This window comes from Streptomyces sp. CB02009 (assembly GCF_001905825.1).
In the GTDB taxonomy this organism is placed as follows: Bacteria; Actinomycetota; Actinomycetes; order Streptomycetales; family Streptomycetaceae; genus Streptomyces.
The window spans coordinates 1,159,606-1,176,693 of the sequence record NZ_LIVV01000002.1; the positions used below are offsets into that span (position 1 = coordinate 1,159,606).

General features: G+C 74.5%; 15 protein-coding genes. 4 read left to right on the forward strand and 11 right to left on the reverse strand.

All coding sequences use genetic code 11. The annotated features are described in order from the left end of the window. Positions 1-168: 168 nt before the first annotated feature. Positions 169-618 carry a peroxiredoxin gene (locus AMK27_RS12225; protein WP_030316940.1) on the reverse strand — a complete coding sequence of 150 codons (450 nt, stop codon included), beginning with the start codon at positions 616-618 and terminating at the stop codon, positions 169-171. 169 nt (positions 619-787) lie between these two features. Further along, the gene (locus AMK27_RS12230) at positions 788-1,387 is read right to left on the reverse strand and encodes a PadR family transcriptional regulator (protein ID WP_073905488.1); all 600 of its coding nucleotides are present in this window, start codon (positions 1,385-1,387) and stop codon (positions 788-790) included. Positions 1,388-1,534: 147 nt separating this feature from the next. On the opposite strand from AMK27_RS12230, the gene AMK27_RS12235 reads away from it, so the two are divergent. Together AMK27_RS12235 and AMK27_RS12240 are read left to right on the forward strand one after the other, a co-directional pair. Next, on the forward strand, positions 1,535-2,020 hold the full coding sequence (locus tag AMK27_RS12235) for an SRPBCC family protein (protein ID WP_073905491.1): 486 nt from the start codon (positions 1,535-1,537) through the stop codon (positions 2,018-2,020). Positions 2,021-2,348: 328 nt separating this feature from the next. Continuing rightward, positions 2,349-3,560 (forward strand): L,D-transpeptidase family protein, encoded by a 1,212-nt coding sequence (locus AMK27_RS12240; RefSeq protein WP_107425535.1) that lies wholly within the window; start codon positions 2,349-2,351, stop codon positions 3,558-3,560. Positions 3,561-3,709: 149 nt separating this feature from the next. Here the strand turns inward: AMK27_RS12240 and AMK27_RS12245 are convergent, their stop codons facing one another. Then, positions 3,710-5,320 (reverse strand): extracellular catalytic domain type 2 short-chain-length polyhydroxyalkanoate depolymerase, encoded by a 1,611-nt coding sequence (locus AMK27_RS12245; protein ID WP_073905494.1) that lies wholly within the window; start codon positions 5,318-5,320, stop codon positions 3,710-3,712. Positions 5,321-5,489: 169 nt separating this feature from the next. Between AMK27_RS12245 and AMK27_RS12250 the strand changes: the two genes are divergently transcribed. After that, positions 5,490-6,005, forward strand: coding sequence for a tetratricopeptide repeat protein (locus AMK27_RS12250; RefSeq protein WP_073905497.1), 516 nt, complete (start codon positions 5,490-5,492; stop codon positions 6,003-6,005). Between the two features lie 88 nt (positions 6,006-6,093). Here AMK27_RS12250 and AMK27_RS12255 read toward each other — a convergent pair whose 3' ends face one another. Both AMK27_RS12255 and AMK27_RS12260 read right to left on the reverse strand, forming a co-directional pair. Next, positions 6,094-6,411, reverse strand: a complete 318-nt coding sequence (locus AMK27_RS12255) for a cupin (protein ID WP_073905499.1) — start codon at positions 6,409-6,411, stop codon at positions 6,094-6,096. Continuing rightward, positions 6,408-7,682, reverse strand: a complete 1,275-nt coding sequence (locus tag AMK27_RS12260) for an MFS transporter (protein ID WP_073905501.1) — start codon at positions 7,680-7,682, stop codon at positions 6,408-6,410. The genes AMK27_RS12255 and AMK27_RS12260 overlap by 4 nt, the downstream gene beginning before the upstream one ends. A gap of 151 nt (positions 7,683-7,833) precedes the next feature. Between AMK27_RS12260 and AMK27_RS12265 the strand changes: the two genes are divergently transcribed. Then, the gene (locus tag AMK27_RS12265) at positions 7,834-8,730 is read left to right on the forward strand and encodes a LysR family transcriptional regulator (protein ID WP_073905503.1); all 897 of its coding nucleotides are present in this window, start codon (positions 7,834-7,836) and stop codon (positions 8,728-8,730) included. Between the two features lie 10 nt (positions 8,731-8,740). Here AMK27_RS12265 and AMK27_RS12270 read toward each other — a convergent pair whose 3' ends face one another. From AMK27_RS12270 to AMK27_RS12295, 6 genes are all read right to left on the reverse strand, one after another. Continuing rightward, positions 8,741-10,036: a M20 metallopeptidase family protein gene (locus tag AMK27_RS12270; RefSeq protein ID WP_073905506.1), complete on the reverse strand. Its 1,296-nt coding sequence runs from the start codon at positions 10,034-10,036 to the stop codon at positions 8,741-8,743. Positions 10,037-10,242: 206 nt separating this feature from the next. Next, complete coding sequence (locus tag AMK27_RS12275; RefSeq protein ID WP_073905509.1) at positions 10,243-11,649, reverse strand: vWA domain-containing protein; 1,407 nt, start codon at positions 11,647-11,649, stop codon at positions 10,243-10,245. Beyond that, positions 11,646-12,884 (reverse strand): AAA family ATPase, encoded by a 1,239-nt coding sequence (locus AMK27_RS12280; RefSeq protein ID WP_073905511.1) that lies wholly within the window; start codon positions 12,882-12,884, stop codon positions 11,646-11,648. Before AMK27_RS12280 ends, AMK27_RS12275 begins: the two co-directional genes overlap by 4 nt. A gap of 110 nt (positions 12,885-12,994) precedes the next feature. Beyond that, positions 12,995-14,470, reverse strand: a complete 1,476-nt coding sequence (locus AMK27_RS12285; protein WP_073905514.1) for a hypothetical protein — start codon at positions 14,468-14,470, stop codon at positions 12,995-12,997. 249 nt (positions 14,471-14,719) lie between these two features. Beyond that, complete coding sequence (locus AMK27_RS12290) at positions 14,720-16,375, reverse strand: acyl-CoA dehydrogenase family protein (RefSeq protein WP_073905517.1); 1,656 nt, start codon at positions 16,373-16,375, stop codon at positions 14,720-14,722. After that, positions 16,359-16,976, reverse strand: coding sequence for a TetR/AcrR family transcriptional regulator (locus AMK27_RS12295; protein ID WP_073905520.1), 618 nt, complete (start codon positions 16,974-16,976; stop codon positions 16,359-16,361). The genes AMK27_RS12290 and AMK27_RS12295 overlap by 17 nt, the downstream gene beginning before the upstream one ends. Between the last annotated feature and the right edge of the window lie 112 nt (positions 16,977-17,088).

The following is a 17,088-nucleotide window of genomic DNA, read 5'->3' on the forward strand; positions in this document are numbered from 1 at the left end:
CCCGGCCGCCTCCGCATGTCGTGGCCGCTCGACGTGCGGCACCCCGGCCGCCGTGTTCGGATGGACCGGGATCGCGGCCGCCGCGGCCGTCGCCGCAGCCGTCCAGTCGTCCGACGCAGCCGTCCGAGCGTCTGACTCCGGCTGTCCGAGCGGGCGGGGACGCGCTCGTCAGGCGCCGCGCAGGGCGGCGAGCGCCCGGTCCGCGTGGGCGCTCATGCGCAGCTCGCTGCGGACGACCTCCCGCACCCGCCGGTCCTGGCCGATCACGAACGTCACCCGCTTCGTCGGCGCGAGCGAGAAACCGCGCTTCACACCGAACCGGTCGCGCACGGCACCGTCCGGGTCCGACAGCAGGGGATAGCCGAGGGAGTGCCGCTCGGCGAACTCCTGCTGCCGCTCCACCGGGTCGGTGCTGATGCCGACGGGCAGCGCACCGACGGCGCGGAACTCGGCGGCGAGATCCCGGAAGTGGCAGGCCTCGGCGGTGCAGCCGGGGGTGAGCGCGGCCGGGTAGAAGAACAGGACGACCGGCCCTTCGGCGAGCAGGCCGCTCAGGGAACGCGCGGCCCCCGTCTCGTCCGGCAGGCTGAAGTCCTCGACGAGGTCACCGACGTTCATAGAAGCCCGTCCCCGATCCGTACGTAGATCCGTACGTACTCCGCCACCGGCGCTTCCGGTGACCGGCCGGAGACGTTACCGCAGGGTAGGACCCGCCGTCACCCTTTCGGGTGCCCGGTCAAGCCCGCCCCGCCCGGCCTGACCCGCCCGGCCCGCGCCCCCGCTCCGCTCAGGCTGTGGCAGCCGCGGTCGCGTCTGCCACCGACCCGCCCCGCGCAGCGGCACGCCGGTCGAGCACGGCGAGGGCGCGCTCGCCCCAGCGCAGGTTCTCCTCCTCGAAGAACCGGCCGCGCATCAGCGTGAGGTAGGGGCCGACCCGCTCCGCCTCGTCGAGGTACGTCTCCTCGTCCCGGCCGGCGAGCATCCGTTCCCGCAGCCGGTCGTAGCGGGCCAGCTTGTCCCGCGAGGTCTCCATCCGCCGGGCCACGAACCCGCGGACGGCGGCCGTGTCGCCGCCGTCGCAGGCCTGGACCTGGACCAGCAGTTCGTCCCGTACGGCGCTGGGGCGCGGGGGCGCGGCCGTGTACGCGGCCAGATCCCGCATCCCCGGCTCCGTGAGGCTGAACATCCGCTTGTTGGGACGCCGTTCCTGCTCCACCACGCGCGCCGTGATCAGGCCGGCCTCGGCGAGCTTGTCCAGCTCGCGGTAGAGCTGCTGCGGGGTGGCGGCCCAGAAGTTGGCGACGGACACGTCGAAGATCTTGGCCAGGTCGTATCCGGATGCCTCGCCCTCCAGGAGAGCTGCGAGGACGGCGTGCTTGAGCGACATTCCGACACGCTAGCAGCACGTTGAATAGTTTCCTCCGCACCTATTCCAGCGGCGATCCCCAGGCCGGACGGGGGTCCTACGCTGGCACGTCCGTCCGGCGCCTGCCTAGGCTGGAGGGAGGGGACGGCAGATCCGAGGGGCAGCGCGATGGACAGCCACACGTTTGTCTACACCACCTATATCCGGACCACCCCCGACGAGCTCTGGAAGGCACTCACGGATCCCGCGCTCACCCGGCGGTACTGGGGCGTGGCCTTCGAGAGTGAGTGGACCCCCGGTGCCCCCATGGTCTGGGACGAGGTCGGCCGCCGGACCGTCGACCCCGATCAGGTCGTCCTGGAGGCCGAGCCCGGCCGCCTCCTCTCGTACACCTGGCACACCTTCACGCCGGCGTGGGCGGAGGCCGTGCGGCTCGGCCGGGACGTGTACGAGCGGCTCGCCCGGGAGCCCCGGTCCAAGGTGACCTTCCGGATCGAGCCCTCGGGCGACATGGTCAAGCTCACCGTCACCCACGGCGACCTGGATCCCGCAGGCCTGATGAAGGGGATGGTCGGCGAGGGCTGGCCCGCGCTGATCTCCAGCCTCAAGTCCCTCCTGGAGACCGGCGAGGAACTCCCGGAGCCGCCCCGCTAGCCGCCCGCGTCAGCCCTGCCGAGCCGACGAGCGTTCGCCTCGCTACCCCAATCGAGTCGTCTCCGCCGACATTCCGGCGCCACGCCCGCTCCCTTGATCATCTGATTGTCCTTTCGTCCGATGTGATGGTGTGGTCGGCGTCGTCTGCCGACGTCCTGGTCGTCGCCGGAAAGGGGAGGGCGTGTCGGACGCGTCGTCACACCGACATGTACGGGGGTGGGGAGCACTCTCCCTGGCCGTCGGAGCCGTTCTCGTCAGCACGGCGGCCCAGTCGCCGGCCGATCACGACAGGAGCTCCTTCTCGGTCCCGGAGCCCACGGCCCTCGTCATGGTGGACGGCTGCTCGGCCGCCGGAGGCCTCTGCTCCGCACCCCGCCACACCGTCGAGCTCCGGGGCGGACGTGTTCTGACGGGAGAGGCCTTCACCCTCGGGGACGAGGTCTCCGGACCCGTCGAACTCGCCCTGCGCACCCCCGGCGTACTCGCCGACGTCACCGTCACCGATCAGCGGGGCCGCCGCGTCGCAGGGGCGCCGAGCGTCGACGGCACCCGCTGGACCAGCGCCGCGCCGCTCCCCGCGGGCGTCCGGTACGAGGCCCGTCTCGTCGTCGAGCGCCCCGGGGCCAGCGGCCCGGACCGCCGCCTCGCCCGCCTGGACTTCCGTACGGTGGCCGCCCCCGCAGGGGAACGGCTGACCGTCGCCTTCGGCCCCGACGGCGGCGGTACGTACGGCGTGGGCCAGCCGGTCACCGCCGAACTCAGCCACCCCGTACCGGCGGACGAACCCCAGGCCCGCCGAGTCGTCGAACGCGCCCTCCTCGTCCGGACCGAACCCCATGTCGAGGGGGCCTGGTACTGGGTCGACTCCGACACGCTCCACTACCGGCCCCGCGCGTACTGGCCGGCCCGCACCACCGTCCGGGTGCGCAGCGGCCTCGACGGGACCAAGGTCATCGGCGGTCTGTACGGCGGCCGCTCACGACCCGTCACCTTCACGACCGGGGCCCGGATCGAAGCCATCACGGACGTCGCCGCGCTCACGACGACCGTGTTCCGCGACGACGAACCGATCCGCACCTTCCCGGTCACCACCGGCAAGGCCGGCTACCGGACCAGGGGCGGTACCAAGGTCGTGCTCGGCAAGGAGCCGCTCGTCCGGATGCGCGGCGACTCCATCGGCATCACCCGCGGCAGCGGCGACTACTTCGACCTGAAGGTCCGCTGGGCCACCCGGGTGACCTGGAGCGGCGAGTACCTGCACGCCGCGCCCTGGTCGCTCGACGCGCAGGGCAGCGAGAACGTGAGCCACGGCTGCACCGGCATGAGCACCGAGGACGCCGCCTGGTTCTTCTCCACGGTGCGCGAGGGCGATCTCGTCCGCGTGGTCAACGGGTACGGCGAGCCCATGACTCCGTTCGACAACGGCTTCGGCGACTGGAACCTCAGCTGGTCCGAGTGGCGCCGGGGCAGCGCTTTCGCCTCCGGCGCCGCGGCCCCCCGCGCCGGCACCGCCGGGTCCGCCCTCCGCCCGACGCTGTGACCGGCCTGGTTGGACCGGACAGGACCGGACCGGACTGGAGCCGCCCCGGCCGGACCCGCTCCGGCCGAACCCGCCCCGGCCGGACTCGCTCCAACCGGGCCCACATCGACTGCCCCGCCGCCCACCGCCCGTCCCCGCCACCCGCCGTCCTACCGGTACTCGACCGTCAGCGTCACCGGCGTCGCCTGGTTCACGAAGAGGTACGCGGTGCCGGTCGGCGCCGACGCGAACCCGAGCCGGAACTGCGTGACCCCGCCCCGGTTCAGCGCCGCGAGCGCCTCCGCCGACAGGTCCGTCGACACCGCGCTCCCCGAGGTGAACGCCTCGACGCGCGCCGCCCCCGCCACCGTCGCCGCGGCCGACCAGTCCGCCGGTTCGACCGCGCAGCCGCCGAAGCACCCCGTGCGCAGGTCCACCTGCAGCCGGTTGCCCGCGGGTGAGGCCCACGGATCGCCCGAACCGCTCGACCTGGTGACGGTCAGCCAGGCACGGCTGACCTCTTTGCCGGCCGGGATCCGGGAGGTGTCGAAGGAGACCACCGACCGGTTCACCCTGCCGTCGGTGCCCCGCCCCAGGGCGAGACCGTACGCGTCCTCCAGGGTGCCGACCGCCGCGCCCGAACCGTCCGCCGCCGCCTTCACGTACCCGTCCTCGGAGTCCGTGCTCGACAGGACCGTCCGGTCGCCCGTGGGCGGGGGCGTGCCGGTGCCGCGCAGCGCCCGCACCATGCCCATGATCGCCTCGATCTGCTTCCCGCCGTGCCGGGCGTAGGACGCGTCACCGAGGTAGCCCCACCAGTTCCAGCAGCCGTTCGGGTTCTCCAGCGTCGAGGTCGGTGCCGCCTGCGGATACAGCACGATCATGTCGTTGGTGTCGGCGTACTCGTTGAGATACGCGTTCTCGACGAAGCGCGTACCGAAGCCCTGGTACGCGTACCCCTGCTTGCAGCCGTGCAGCGCCACGAGCAGCTTGCAGCGGGCCCCCTGCGCACACGACGCCGGGACGTACGCGAAGCCCTCCGAGCCCATCGAGAGGGCCGCCGCCGAGCCGCCCGGCGCGTACGCGTTCTGGTCGAAGCGGATCAGCGATCCGCCGGTTCCGGAACCGGGCGCCGCGACCGAGCCGAAGAGGTGGCCGAGCAGCGCCCCCTCCGCGTCGATCCCGCAGTTGTTCAGGAACGGGGTCTGCGTCACCGTGCAGGAGTTGGGGCCGAGCGGAGTGATCCAGGCGTGCCCGGCGGCCGTCGACCGGTCGTACCGGACCCGGGCGCCGAACCGGCCGTAGTAGTCGGCCAGCGCGTCCGCCACCGGTCGCTTCACCGTGCTGTCGCCCGAGCCGCTGAACACGTACACCGGGTCGCCGGCCAGGTTGCCCACCGGGTCGACCTGGCCCTGCGCCGACCGGTCGCGGGTGGTCTGTTCCAGGGTGGCGAGCTGGAGGTTCTGCGTGGTGTCCATGCAGGCGTTGAGCGCCGTGGCGAGCTGGCCGCGCGCGCAGTCGTACGGCCCCGACGCGAACGCCGCCGAGCCCTCGAACGTACCCGAGTACGCGACGTGCAGCTGGGTGGCCATGTATCCGCCGGACGACACCCCGGCGCTGAACACGGAGCCGATGTCGTACCCCTGGAGCGTGCCGGGCACGGGCGGGGGAGCGGCGGCACCCGCGGGGGACGCGGTGGGGAACAGGGTCGCGGCGACGGACAGCAGCAGCGCCGCGAAGCGGCGTGGCCCGCGGCGACGGGTGGGACGGGGTGAACGCATGGGATCTCCCGGGCGGCTCGTTCCTGACGGAGGGTCGGCCGGGAGGCTATGGGCGATCAGGAGCCCTTCTCCATGGGCGAGGACGCCACAATCCGGCCACTCCGGTATGGCGGCCCGTCACCTGGCAGCCGCCGCGGGGACGCCCGACGCGAGCTGCGAGGATGGGGCCATGGAACACGACGAGGACAGGGACGTCCGGCTGGCCGAGGCGGTCGCACTGCGGGGACAGGGACACCGGGAAGAGGCCCGTGAGCGGCTCGTCGCCCTCGCCGCGCGGCATCCGGAGGACGCGGAGGTCGCTTACCAGACGGCCTGGGCGCACGACGTCCTCGGTCTGGAGAAGGAGGCCGTGCCGTACTACGAACGCGCCCTCGCGGGCGGCGGCGCGGGCCCCGGGCTCACCCCCGAGGACCGGCGCGGGGCGCTCCTCGGCCTCGGCAGCACCTATCGCGTCCTCGGCCGCTACGACGACTCCGTGGCCCTCCTGAGCGGTGCGGTGGAGGAGTTTCCGGAGGAGGGCTCCCTGCGGACCTTCCTCGCGATGGCCCTCTACAACACCGGCCGGCACCACGAGTCGACCCGGCTGCTGCTCCGCCTGCTCGCCGCCACCAGCGACGACCCGTCCGTACGGACGTACCGCAAGGCCATCGAGCACTACGCGGAGGACCTCGACGCGATCGAGTGAGGCGAGGGCGGTCCCGTGCGCCTGCGACCGCCCCCCGTCGCCGGTTCACCGCCGGGGAGCCGTCGCGCCGGTCAGTCGTTGACCGCCGTCAGTCGTTCACCGCCGTCAGGAGGACCACCGCGTCGTCCAGGGCGGTGATCCCGTGCCGTTCCCTGAGCATCCGCAGCGTGCCCGTCGACAGCTCCTCCGCCCGGCCCGCCATCGTCAGGTTCACCCGGCCCCGCAGCACCTGGAGGCTCGCCGCCGGCGGCGCGTTGTGCTCGTCCAGGGACGTGCCCGCCGTCAGGGCGATGACGGACTGCCGGAGCACCCCGTCGTGCATGATCAGGTGGGCGCTGCGCCCGTGCGGCGCGGTGCGGGCCGCGGCCATGTGCTCGTCGGCCAGGGCGATGAGGTCCAGCTTCATGACTCTCCCTGCGGGATGCGCGGGCGGATACCCCCAGCGTCCCGTGTGCCGTCCGGGACGCAACTCGGGACCGGCTGTCCGGAACGCGCCACCACGATCCCTCCGGCGGCGAGGAACACCCCGGCGGCGAGCAGCGCGGCGGACCAGCCGTGCTCCGCGTACAGCCAGGACCCGGCGAAGGAGCCGAGCGCCCCGCCGCCGAAGGTGGCGAGCATGAAGACCGTGTTCACCCGCGCGGCCACCTCCCGGCCGATCCCGAAGATCCTCGCCTGGTTGGCCACCTGGCCGGAGCTGACTCCCGCCACCAGCAGGTTCGCCCCGACGACCAGGCCCACGGGGGAGTACGGGAGCAGGGCGGCCACACCGAGCCCGAGCCCCGCCAGCCCCAGGCCCGCGGCGCCCACCGGACCCGCCCCGTACCGGTCGGTGAGCGGCCCCGCCGTCGCCGAGAGCAGCGCGGCCGGCAGGGTCAGCACCCCGAAGAGTCCTGCCGCGCCCGGCCCGTACCCCAGCGGCGGCGCCGCCAGGTGGAAGGCGAGCACCGCCCAGAAGACGCTGAACGCGGCGAAGACGCAGGCCCCGAGCGCGGCCGAGACCCGCAGTGCGCGATGGGACGCCAGGAGCCCGGGCAGCCCGGCGAGGAGCCCGGCGTACGAGGTGCGGCCGCGTGCGCCCAGCCGCTCGGGCAGTCTGCGCGGCAAGACGCAGAGCAGGGCCGCCGTCGCCACGGCGGCCACGAGGTAGGCCGCCCGCCAGCTGCCGCTCGCCTCGGTGACGGCGCCCGAGACCGTGCGGGAGAGGGTCGAGCCCAGCGTGAGCCCGAGACCCACGAGCCCCACGGTCCTGCCCCGCCGCCCGGGGCCCGCCAGCACGGCCGCCACCGGGGTGAGGATCTGCGGGAGGACCGTCGTCGTGGACAGCGCGAGCGTCGCGAGCGCCAGCGTGACCACGCCGGGCGACGCCGCCGCGACGAGCAGCGCGGCCGTCGTGAGGGCGAGCAGCACCGAGGTCAGGCGTCGGAGCCGCGCCGTGTCGGCCAACGGGACGAGCAGCAGGATGCCGAGCGCGTACCCGATCTGCGCGGCCGTGGCGACGAGTCCCGCCGTCCGCTCCGTGACGTCGAGGCCCCGGGCGACAGCGGCGAGGAGCGGCTGCGGGAAGTAGATGTTGGCGACGGTGACGGCGCCGGCGAAGGCGAAGAGCGGGACGTCCACCTTCACGGGCCGCGCGGACGCGACGGAGGGGGACGGGTCGGTGGTGCGAGGGTCCACGGAGTCTCTTCCGTACAGGGGAGGGAATGCCTCCAGGCTCCCCGCCGCCGCCCAGGCGGAACAAGCTGTCATCATGAAACCGGCGTTGAGCCAGACTCAACGATCAGGTGGCGGAAACGAACGATCAGGCGGCGGAGAAGACGGAGGCCCGGTGCTCGAACGGTACGAACTGGAAACGTTCCTCACGCTCGCCCAGGAGCTCCACTTCGGACGCACCGGCGAGCGCCTCGGCGTCTCCACCGGCCGCGTCAGCCAGACCGTGAAGAAGCTGGAGCGCCGCGTCGGCACCCCGCTCTTCGCCCGCACCAGCCGCAGCGTCGTCCTCACCCCGGTCGGTCTGCGCCTGTACGAGGACCTCCTGCCCGCCTACCAGCAGCTGCGCACCGCCATGGAGCGCGCCACCGGGGCCGGCCGCGGCGTCCACGGGCGACTGCGGGCCGGCTTCGGTACCCCCTGGGACGCCGAGCTGCTCACGGCGGCGGCCGACGCCCTCGTCGGCCGCCGTCCCGGCTGCGAGATCACCGTCCGCGAGGTGCCCCTCGACGGCGGAGTCCGGCCCCTCCAGGACGGCGAGCTCGACATCCAGTTCGCCGCCTTCCCCGTGCGCGAACCGGAACTGACCACCGGTCCCGTGGTCGTCCGCGACGACCGGGTCCTGCTGCTGCCCGCGGCCCACCCGCTCGCCGGACGCCCGTCCCTCGGTCTGGAGGACCTGGCCGGGCTGCCGCTGATCACCCCCGGTGGTGCCCACCCGCGCCACTGGCTCGACCACCACTACCCCCGGCACACCCCGTCCGGAGCGGCCGTCCCGCGGGGCCCGGTCGCGGCCACCTGGCAGGAGGTCCTCTCCCATGTGACGGCGGGCCGGGGCGTCACCCCGGGCGCGGCCCAGGGCGCCCGCTACCACCCGAGACCCGGCATCGCCTACGTCCCCCTGCGGGACGCGCCGCCCCTCGAGTACGGCCTGGTCTGGCCCACCGCCGCCGAATCCGCCCTGATAAGGGAGTTCGTGGCGGCGGTCGGCACCGTACGGGTACGGGAGGCCTGATCCCGACCGTTCAGTCCCCGCCGCGGGGGACGAGCGCGCCCGTCAGATGGTCGTACGCCACGTGCGCGTGCAGCCGGACAGCGGTGACGAGCGTGTCGTCGTCCGCGTAGAAGCCGGGGTTGTGGTTGGTCACCAGACCGCGCCCGCCGGGCTCCGGAACCGGCCGCCCGGACCCGTCCAGAAGGGCGTCCTGGACGCCGAGCATCACGTACAGGCCGCCGAAGCGGCTCACGAGCTCGGAGACGTCGTCGTACCCGAGCGTCGCGCCCGCCTCCAGCACGCGCTCCCCGCCCACCACATGGCGGAAGGTCGGAAGGCCCGCCTCCACCCAGGGCGCGCTGTTGTGCACGGGCGGTACGTGCTGCAGGTACTCCACCGTGGCCGTCGCCCCGAACGCCGCCGCCGAGTGCTCCGCGAGCACCGTGAGGCGCTGCTCGACCCGCGCCATGTCGGACTCCACCGCGCACCGGACCGTGCCCCACAGCGTCACCGTCTGCCCGACGATGTTGAAGCGGCCGACGTCCTCGATGTGCCCGATGGAGACCGTGACCGGGTCGAACGCCGACACCTGCCGGTACAGCTGGCCGATGCCCGTCAGGACCGCCCCCACCGCGGGCATCGGATCGACGCCCTCCCACGGGGTGGAACCGTGGGTCTGCTTCCCGGTGACGACGATGCGGACGAGGGCGGAGGCACCGTACTGATTGCCGATCCGGTAGCCCACGTACCCCTTCGGATGCGGAGTCACATGCAGCCCGAACGCCATCGTCGGCACCGGGTCGGCGAACGCGCCCGCCTCGACCATCGCCCGCGCCCCGCCCTCCTCCGTGACCGGCGGGCCCTCCTCGGCGGGCTGGAAGACGAAGAGCACGGTGCCCGGCAGCCGGTCCCGCACTCCCGCGAGGACCGTCGCCGCGCCGAGCAGCGCCGCCGTGTGGCAGTCGTGCCCACAGGCGTGCGAGACGGGGAAGGGGCCGCCCGGGTACGCGCCGTCGACCACCTCGGAGGCGAAGTCCGCCCCGCACAGGTCCTGGACCGGCAGCGCGTCCATGTCCGCCCGCAGCGCCACGACCCGCTCGCCCGCGACCCCGCCGCGCAGCACGCCCACCACCCCGTGCCCGGCGATCCCGGTACGGACCTCGTCGAGGCCGAGCGAGCGCAGGTGGTCCGCCACCAGGCCGGCGGTGTTCACCTCGCGGTTGGACAGCTCCGGAAACCGGTGCAGGTGGTGCCGCCAGGCCACCACCTGATCCGCCACCTCGGCCGCCCGTTCGTCCAGTTCGTCATGGATCGCCTCGCCGCCCAACGTGACTCCCTGTCGTTCCGGCCGACGTCGATCGGCCGTGGCCATGGGGTACGTGCTCCACCAGGCTGCCATCCCGGGCGGCACCGGGCACCGTCCCGGCGCACACCCGCCCCACCCGACCGCACCAGATCGCATCCGAACGGTCGTCGGTCGTGAGGTCGCCGGGCCGATTTCCTGGACGACCGTCCCCTCGCCGGGACGACCGGCTAACCGATCGTCACCACGCGCGCCCAGTCGGGCGGCGTGTCCGGCTCGTAGTCGGGATCGTTCTCCCTCCACGAACGGCCGCGCGACCCGTCACGGCGGAACAGCCCCACCACCGTCCGGCACGCCGGACGCTCGGACGGCCAGGGCGTCTGGCCGTCCGTCAGGACCACGACGACGTCGGGCCGGGGCGCCGTCCGCAGCGCCCGGGAGAAGCCCGTACGGAGGTCCGTCCCGCCGCCGCCCACCAAGGGGATGCCCTCGGCACGGCACAGCGGATGCACGGTGCGGGCCGCCGCGTCGCACGACATCACGGTCACCAGGTCGCGACGCCCGCCCACGGCCCGGGAGATCGCCGCCACTTCCAGGAGCGCGCCGCCCAGCTCCGCGTCGCTCACCGACCCGGACGTGTCCACGATCACCGACACCCGGGGCGGCCTGCGCCGGAGACTCGGCAGCACGGCACCCGGCAGCCCCGCCGAGCGCCGCGACGGCCGGCCGTACGAGTAGTCCTCACCCGCGCCGGAGGCGGAGGCCGCCGAACGGACCGCCGCCCCCAGGAGGTCCCGCCACGGCTGCGGCGGGTGGAAGACCTCCTCGGCCCAGCGCTTCCACCCCGCCGGAGCGTTCCCCGGGCGGCCCTTCACGGCCTGCGCCACCCGAAAGCGGACGGCGTCCTGCTGCTGCCCGCTGAGGCCGTCCGCGCCCTCGGGCCCCAGATCCCACTCCCGTTCCAGACCGTCGGCACCGCTGCCGCAGTCGAGCCAGGCGAGGTGCTGCATGCCGGAGCCGAGGCCGATCCGGCGCAGGTAGTCCTCCATCAACTCGCCGGAGGCGAGCCCGAGGGAGCCCGGGGTGACCGCTCCCTCGGGCATGACGAGGCCGTCCCCGAACACGTCGTCGTTGATCTCGCAGTCCGCCGCGATGTTCATCAGCAGCCTGGCGCCCGGGCCGGCCAGACCGCGCTCCCGGGCCACCCGGTCACCGCGCCCGTGGTGGTCGCGCAGGAGGTGCGACACCTCGTGGACCCACACCCCGGCGAGTTCCTCGACCGGTGTCCGGTTCACGAAGACCGGCGAGACGTAGCAGCGCCAGTGCCGGTCGACCGCCATCGTCGGCACCTGCCGGGACTCGACGACGTGCAGGGCGAAGAGCGCGGTCGCCAGATAGGGCCGGGCCCGGACGGCGTACAGGCGGGCGGCGAAGAGCTTGTCGAGGTCGAGCGCGCTCCCCGGACCGGGGCCCGGGTCGGCTCCCGCCCCCGCACCCGCGCTCGCACGCGCGCCCGTGCCTGCGCCCGTGTCCGTGCCCGCACCCTCGTCCGTGCCAGTGCCAGTGCCAGTGCCAGTGCTCGCATCCGGGACGGCGCCCGTGCCCGCATCGGCGCCCGTGCCCGTGGCCGTGCTCATCGTGCCCCCGCGGCGGAGGCCGCGCCGCTCGCGACCAGGCTCGCCGCCTCGTCCGCGCGCCGGGACATCGAGACCGCGCCCGCGAGCCGTTCGATGGCGGGCGGCACGTCCCACTCCGTACGGCGGAGTGCGGCGAGCGTGGTCGCGGGTACGACGACCAGATCCGGCGCGCCGGTCTCCGCCGCCCTCGCGAGCAGGGCCCAGGCAGCGTCCCAGCGGGCCTTCTCGGGGCGCGCCCCGACCGCCGCCACGACACCGTCGAGCGCGGCCTGGCGCAGGTCACCCCGCTCCGGCAGCTCCGCGCCGGCCGGGTCGGCGAGCAGCGTCTCGGGGTCCGGCAGGTCCATCCGGTCCAGACTCGCGAGGAGTTCGAGCCCCGGGCCGTCCCCCACCGTGCCCCTGACCAGGAGCGAGATCACCTCGCGGGAGGATCCGGCGGCGGTGGCGAAGGCGATGAGGTGCAGGCTCATCTCCCAGCTGCGGGGCGAGGGCCAGGCACCGCCCCGCCGGGTCTCCCCGCTGGGGAGCCGGTGCACGAGCGTGGGGCGGGTGGCGAGGAGGCCGCACACGGCGCGACGGGCGTAGTCCACGGCGTGCGGCAGGAGGTCCGGGTCGAGCCGGGGGAGTGTCGCCCGCGGCCAGGTGCCGCCGAGGCCGCGGACGACGACATCGTGGTCGTGGGTCCACTGGAGGTGCACGAAGCGGTTGGCCAGCGGCGGACTCAGCTCCCAGCCGTCGGCGGCCGAGGCCCGCGGGTTGGCGGCGGCCACGATCCGCACTCCGGAGGGCAGTCGCAGGGCACCGACCCGCCGTTCCAGGACGAGCCGGAGCAGAGCCGCCTGTACCGCCGGCGGGGCCGTGGACAGCTCGTCGAGGAACAGCAGCCCGCGGCCGGCCCTGACGAGCCGTACCGCCCAGTCCGGCGGAGCCATGGGGACGCCCTGCTCGGCGGGGTTGTCGCCGATCACCGGGAGCCCCGAGAAGTCGGACGGCTCGTGCACGCTGGCGATCACCGTCGTCAGCGGGAGGTCCAGGGATTCGGCGAGCTGGGTCAGCGCGGCCGTCTTGCCGATGCCCGGCTCGCCCCAGAGGAGTACGGGCAGGTCGGCGGCGACCGCGAGGGTCAGGGCCTCCAGCTGGTCGTCGGGGCGCGGCTCGGTCGTGGAGTCGCGCAGCAGGGCGAGGAGTTCGTCGGCGACGTCGAGCTGGGCGGAGGAGGGGGAGCGCAAGGGCATGAGTGATCACCTGTGGGTTCGTCGTCAGTGCGCCGGTACCGGCGCGACCGCCGGCACGAGCGGGATGAGGGATGCTCGCGGTACCGGTGTGTGGGCGGGTACCGCTGGGGTCAGCGGGTGTTGCTGTGGCGGGAGCGGGCGCGACGGCCCCTGGGGAGGTCCCTCGCGGGCAGCACGCGTCCCGGTCCCGGGCCGTAGAGGTCCGCCCGGTAGAGCCCGTACGCGATGCGCCGCCGGGCGGCCGACTCCAGGGCGTCGCGCAGCGCGCCGTTGCGCAGCGCGGCGCCGGGGCCGAGCAGGCCCTCGACGACGGCCAGCGCCCCGGCGGTGTCGCCGTGGTCCAGGCGCTCGCGGACACCCTCGAGACAGTCCGGACGGCGGTGGGCGTCGTCGATGGCCTGGAGACAGGGGAGGGGAGGCCCGCCCAACGCGACCAGGAGCTCCTCCCGCCGGATCTCGGCGGGGGTGTGGTCGAGCGGGGCGAGGACGCCGTCGGACAGGCCGATCCGGTGCCGGTTCCCGCGGCAGTCCACCGGACGCGGCCCGCCCGGCTGATCCCCGACCGTGGCGGGCCCGGTGGGCCGGTGGTCGGGTACGAGCGCCGAGGCGACCAGGGGATGCAGCCGACCGGGGTCGATCAGACCCGCGCGCAGCAGTTCCAGATCGGGCGGCACCCAGGTCGCGGCGTCGGGGAGCGTGGGCAGTGCCCGCGTCGCCGACGGCGGCATCACGGGAACCGCCGACACCGGCCCGCCGCCCGTCGGCACGTCGAGGACCAGCTGCCGCCGGCCCCCGAGCCGTACGCGGACGCGCCCGGAGTCCAGCCCTTCGGCCCCGAGCAGGATGACGGCCTCCGCCGCCCAGCGGTCGACGGCGCGGCGGGGTGCCTCCTGGTCCGGCCACGCCGGGTCGGCGCACGGTCCCGGCGGCGGACCGGCGCACGGCTCCGCGTCGGCCCCGGAACGGGCCCGCAGTTCGCCGCTGCGCCGCGCGTCCCAGAGGTGGCGGTGCAGGTCCAGGCGATAGCGCCGGCTCGGGCGCGGATGCGGATGGCGGCGCTCGCCGTCCATGGAACGGGATTCGTCCCACAGCGCGAGGCTCATCCGCTGCCCGGCGTCCGCCCACGCGGGAGCGGTCCGCACCACGAGGTACACCGTGCGGGAGACGAGGTCCCCCTCGTTATCGCGTGCCACGTCGTCGCGTGCCACGTCGTCGCGTGCCGCGGCGCCGCGTCCTGCGGCGCCCGTCGAGACGCCGGTCGAGACCGAGTAGCGTGCCAGGGGGACGGTGAGTCCCGGGCGCAGGACTCCGTCGGGGGAGATCCGCGGCATGTGCCAGCGCAGCAGGTCGGGGGCGAGTCCCCGGAGATCCGCTCTGACCAGGGCGGCGAGTTCCCGCCCGTAGGAACGGGCGGCGGAGCGGAGGTCGAGATCGACGTCGATGCCGGCGGCGGCGCAGGCGCCCGCCCAGTCACCGGCGGTGCGCCGGAGTCCGGCGGTCTCGATCATGGAGGGCGGCACGGCGAACTCGCGCACGCGCAGCCAGAGGGAAAGGCGGTTGTCGTCGTCCGCGGTATGAGTGAGCATCAGCACTCACCTTGCGCGGACGGGACCCCCGATCTGATAGCAGCGTAGGTCGTCATCACGATGATCGTATCGAGGGCCGCGCACCGGGACCAGGGGTTTTCCCGGAGGCTCCGCGGGCCGGGCCGTGAGACCCGGGGCCCGGCCGCCGAAGTCCGGGGCCCGAACGGGCAAGCCCGGGGCGCGGCCGGGAAGCCGGGGGCCCGGCCGCCGAAGTCCGGGCCCGACCGGGAAAGCCCGCCCGCGGCCCCCCTAGGCCACGCTCACCGCGTCAGGACCGCTCCGCGCGATGATCGCCGCCGTGTCCACCCCCGCGGGCAGCGTGCCGAACGCGAGGCCCCGGTCGCCGTCGAGCCGCGACGCGCAGAACGCGTCCGCCACCGCCGGATTCCCGTGCCGCACGAGCAGCGAGCCCTGCAGCACCAGGGCCAGGCGCTCGACGAGACGCCGTGCCCCGTACGCCGCCGCGTCCGGGTCGCCGAGCCCGGCGAGGTCCTTGCGGAGGCCCGCGACGGCCGCGTCCAGACGCCGGTCGGCCCCCGCGCCCAGCTCGACCTCCGCGAAGAACGCCTCCACGGCCTGGGGCTGACGGGCCATCGCCCGCAGCACATCGAGCGCGGCGACGTTCCCCGATCCCTCCCAGATCGACGGCAGAGGGGACTCCCGGTAGAGCCGGGGAAGTCCCGAGTCCTCCACGTAGCCGTTGCCGCCCAGGCATTCGAGGGCCTCGGCGGCGTGCGCGGGCGCACGCTTGCACACCCAGTACTTGGTGACGGCGAGCCCGAGCCGCCGCAGCTGCTCCTCCTGCGCGTCGCCGCGGGTGGCCCGGTCGACGGCGCCGGCCAGGCGCAGCGCCGCGAGCGTGGCCGCCTCGGCCTCCACCGCGAGGTCGGCCAGCACGTTCCGCATCAGCGGCTGGTCGACGAGCCGTGCGCCGAACGCGTCGCGGTGCGTGGCGTGGTGCACCGCCTGGACGAGTCCGAGGCGCATCCCGGACGCCGAGCTGATGGCGCAGTCGAGCCGCGTCATGTTCACCATCCGGATGATGGTGGCCACCCCGCGCCCCTCCTCGCCGACGAGCCGGCCGAGGGCGCCCTCGTACTCGATCTCGGAGGAGGCGTTGGAGCGGTTGCCCAGCTTGTCCTTGAGCCGCTGGAGGCGGATCGCGTTGCGGCTGCCGTCCGGCAGGACACGGGGCACCAGGAAGCAGGAGATGCCGCCCGGCGCCTGTGCGAGCGTGAGGAAGACATCGGACATCGGCGCCGAGGTGAACCACTTGTGGCCGGTCAGCGCGTACAGGCCGGGCTCGCCCGTCGGTACGGCCCGGGTCGTGTTCGCCCGGACGTCCGAGCCGCCCTGCTTCTCGGTCATCGACATCCCGGCGATGATCCCGCGCTTCTCCGTCGGCACCCGGAGGCCGAAGTCGTACGACGAGCAGGTCAGCAGAGGCTCGTACACCTCGGCCAGTTCCGGCTGGGCGCGCAGCGCCGGAACCGCCGCGTACGTCATGGAGACCGGGCACAGGTGCCCCGCGTCGGCCTGCCCCCAGACGAACACCTTCGCCGCGCGGGCGACGTGCGCGCCCGGCCGCTCGTCACGCCAGGGCGCGCCGTGCAGCCCGTGCCGGACGGCCACGTCCATCAGGTCGTGCCAGTGCGGGTGGAACTCGACCTCGTCGATCCGGTGGCCGTGCCGGTCGTGGGTGTGCAGCACGGGGGAGTGGCGTTCGGCGAGGCGGCCCCAGTCCTGGGCCTGTGCGCCGCCGGCCCGCGCGCCGAGCTCGCGGACCTCGGCCTCGGCCCAGCCCGCGCCCTCCCGGCGCAGCGACTCCAGGAGCGCGGGGTCGGCGGAGACGTCGTAGCCGGTCAGGGGCGGTACCTGGTTGGTGACCTCATGCGTGGTCGGCATCGGGGACTCCCAGTGCTCGCAGGGTGAAGGTGACGAGTGCGGGTACGGTGCCGGGCCCGACGGACCCCTCCGCCAGCGGGCCGATGAGCGCCTCCGCGCCCGCGCCGACCAGTGCGGAGGCGGTCAGGACCGGGTCCTGGGGCGGCAGTTCGCCGGAGCGGACGCCCTCCTCGACGCGTGCGGCGAACACGTCGCGGAAGGCCCGCCGGAAGACCAGCCGCTCGGCGTCCACGGCCGGGTCGACCGGCTCGGCGAGCAGCGCGTAGGCGAGGCGCGGCGACTTGAGGGCCCGCAGGGCGAAGGTCTCGATGACGGCGACCACCCGCTCGGCGGCGGAACGGTGCCCGGGATGTCCCGCCGCCTCGGAGACGGCCGCGACCTCCCGGCTCACCACGGTCCGGAAGAGCTCCACGGAGAGCTCCGTCTTGCCGGGGAAGTGGCGGTACACGCTGCCCGTGGCGATTCCGGCGCGGGCAGCGACGGCCGCCACCGTGCATCCCGCGTATCCCTGCTCGGAGAGCAGGGCCCGGGCCGCGTCCACGACGGAGGCGCGCTGGGCGTCGAGTCGGGCCTGGACGGCGGGGGTGCGGCGGTAGGGCATGGAAGGAGTGAAGCAGTGATTCATTGCTTCATCAAGGGGCGTGGCGTGCCCGGCGCGTGTGTCGGCGGGAGCGTGAACGGCGAACGCCCCCACCCGGGCGGGGTGGGGGCGC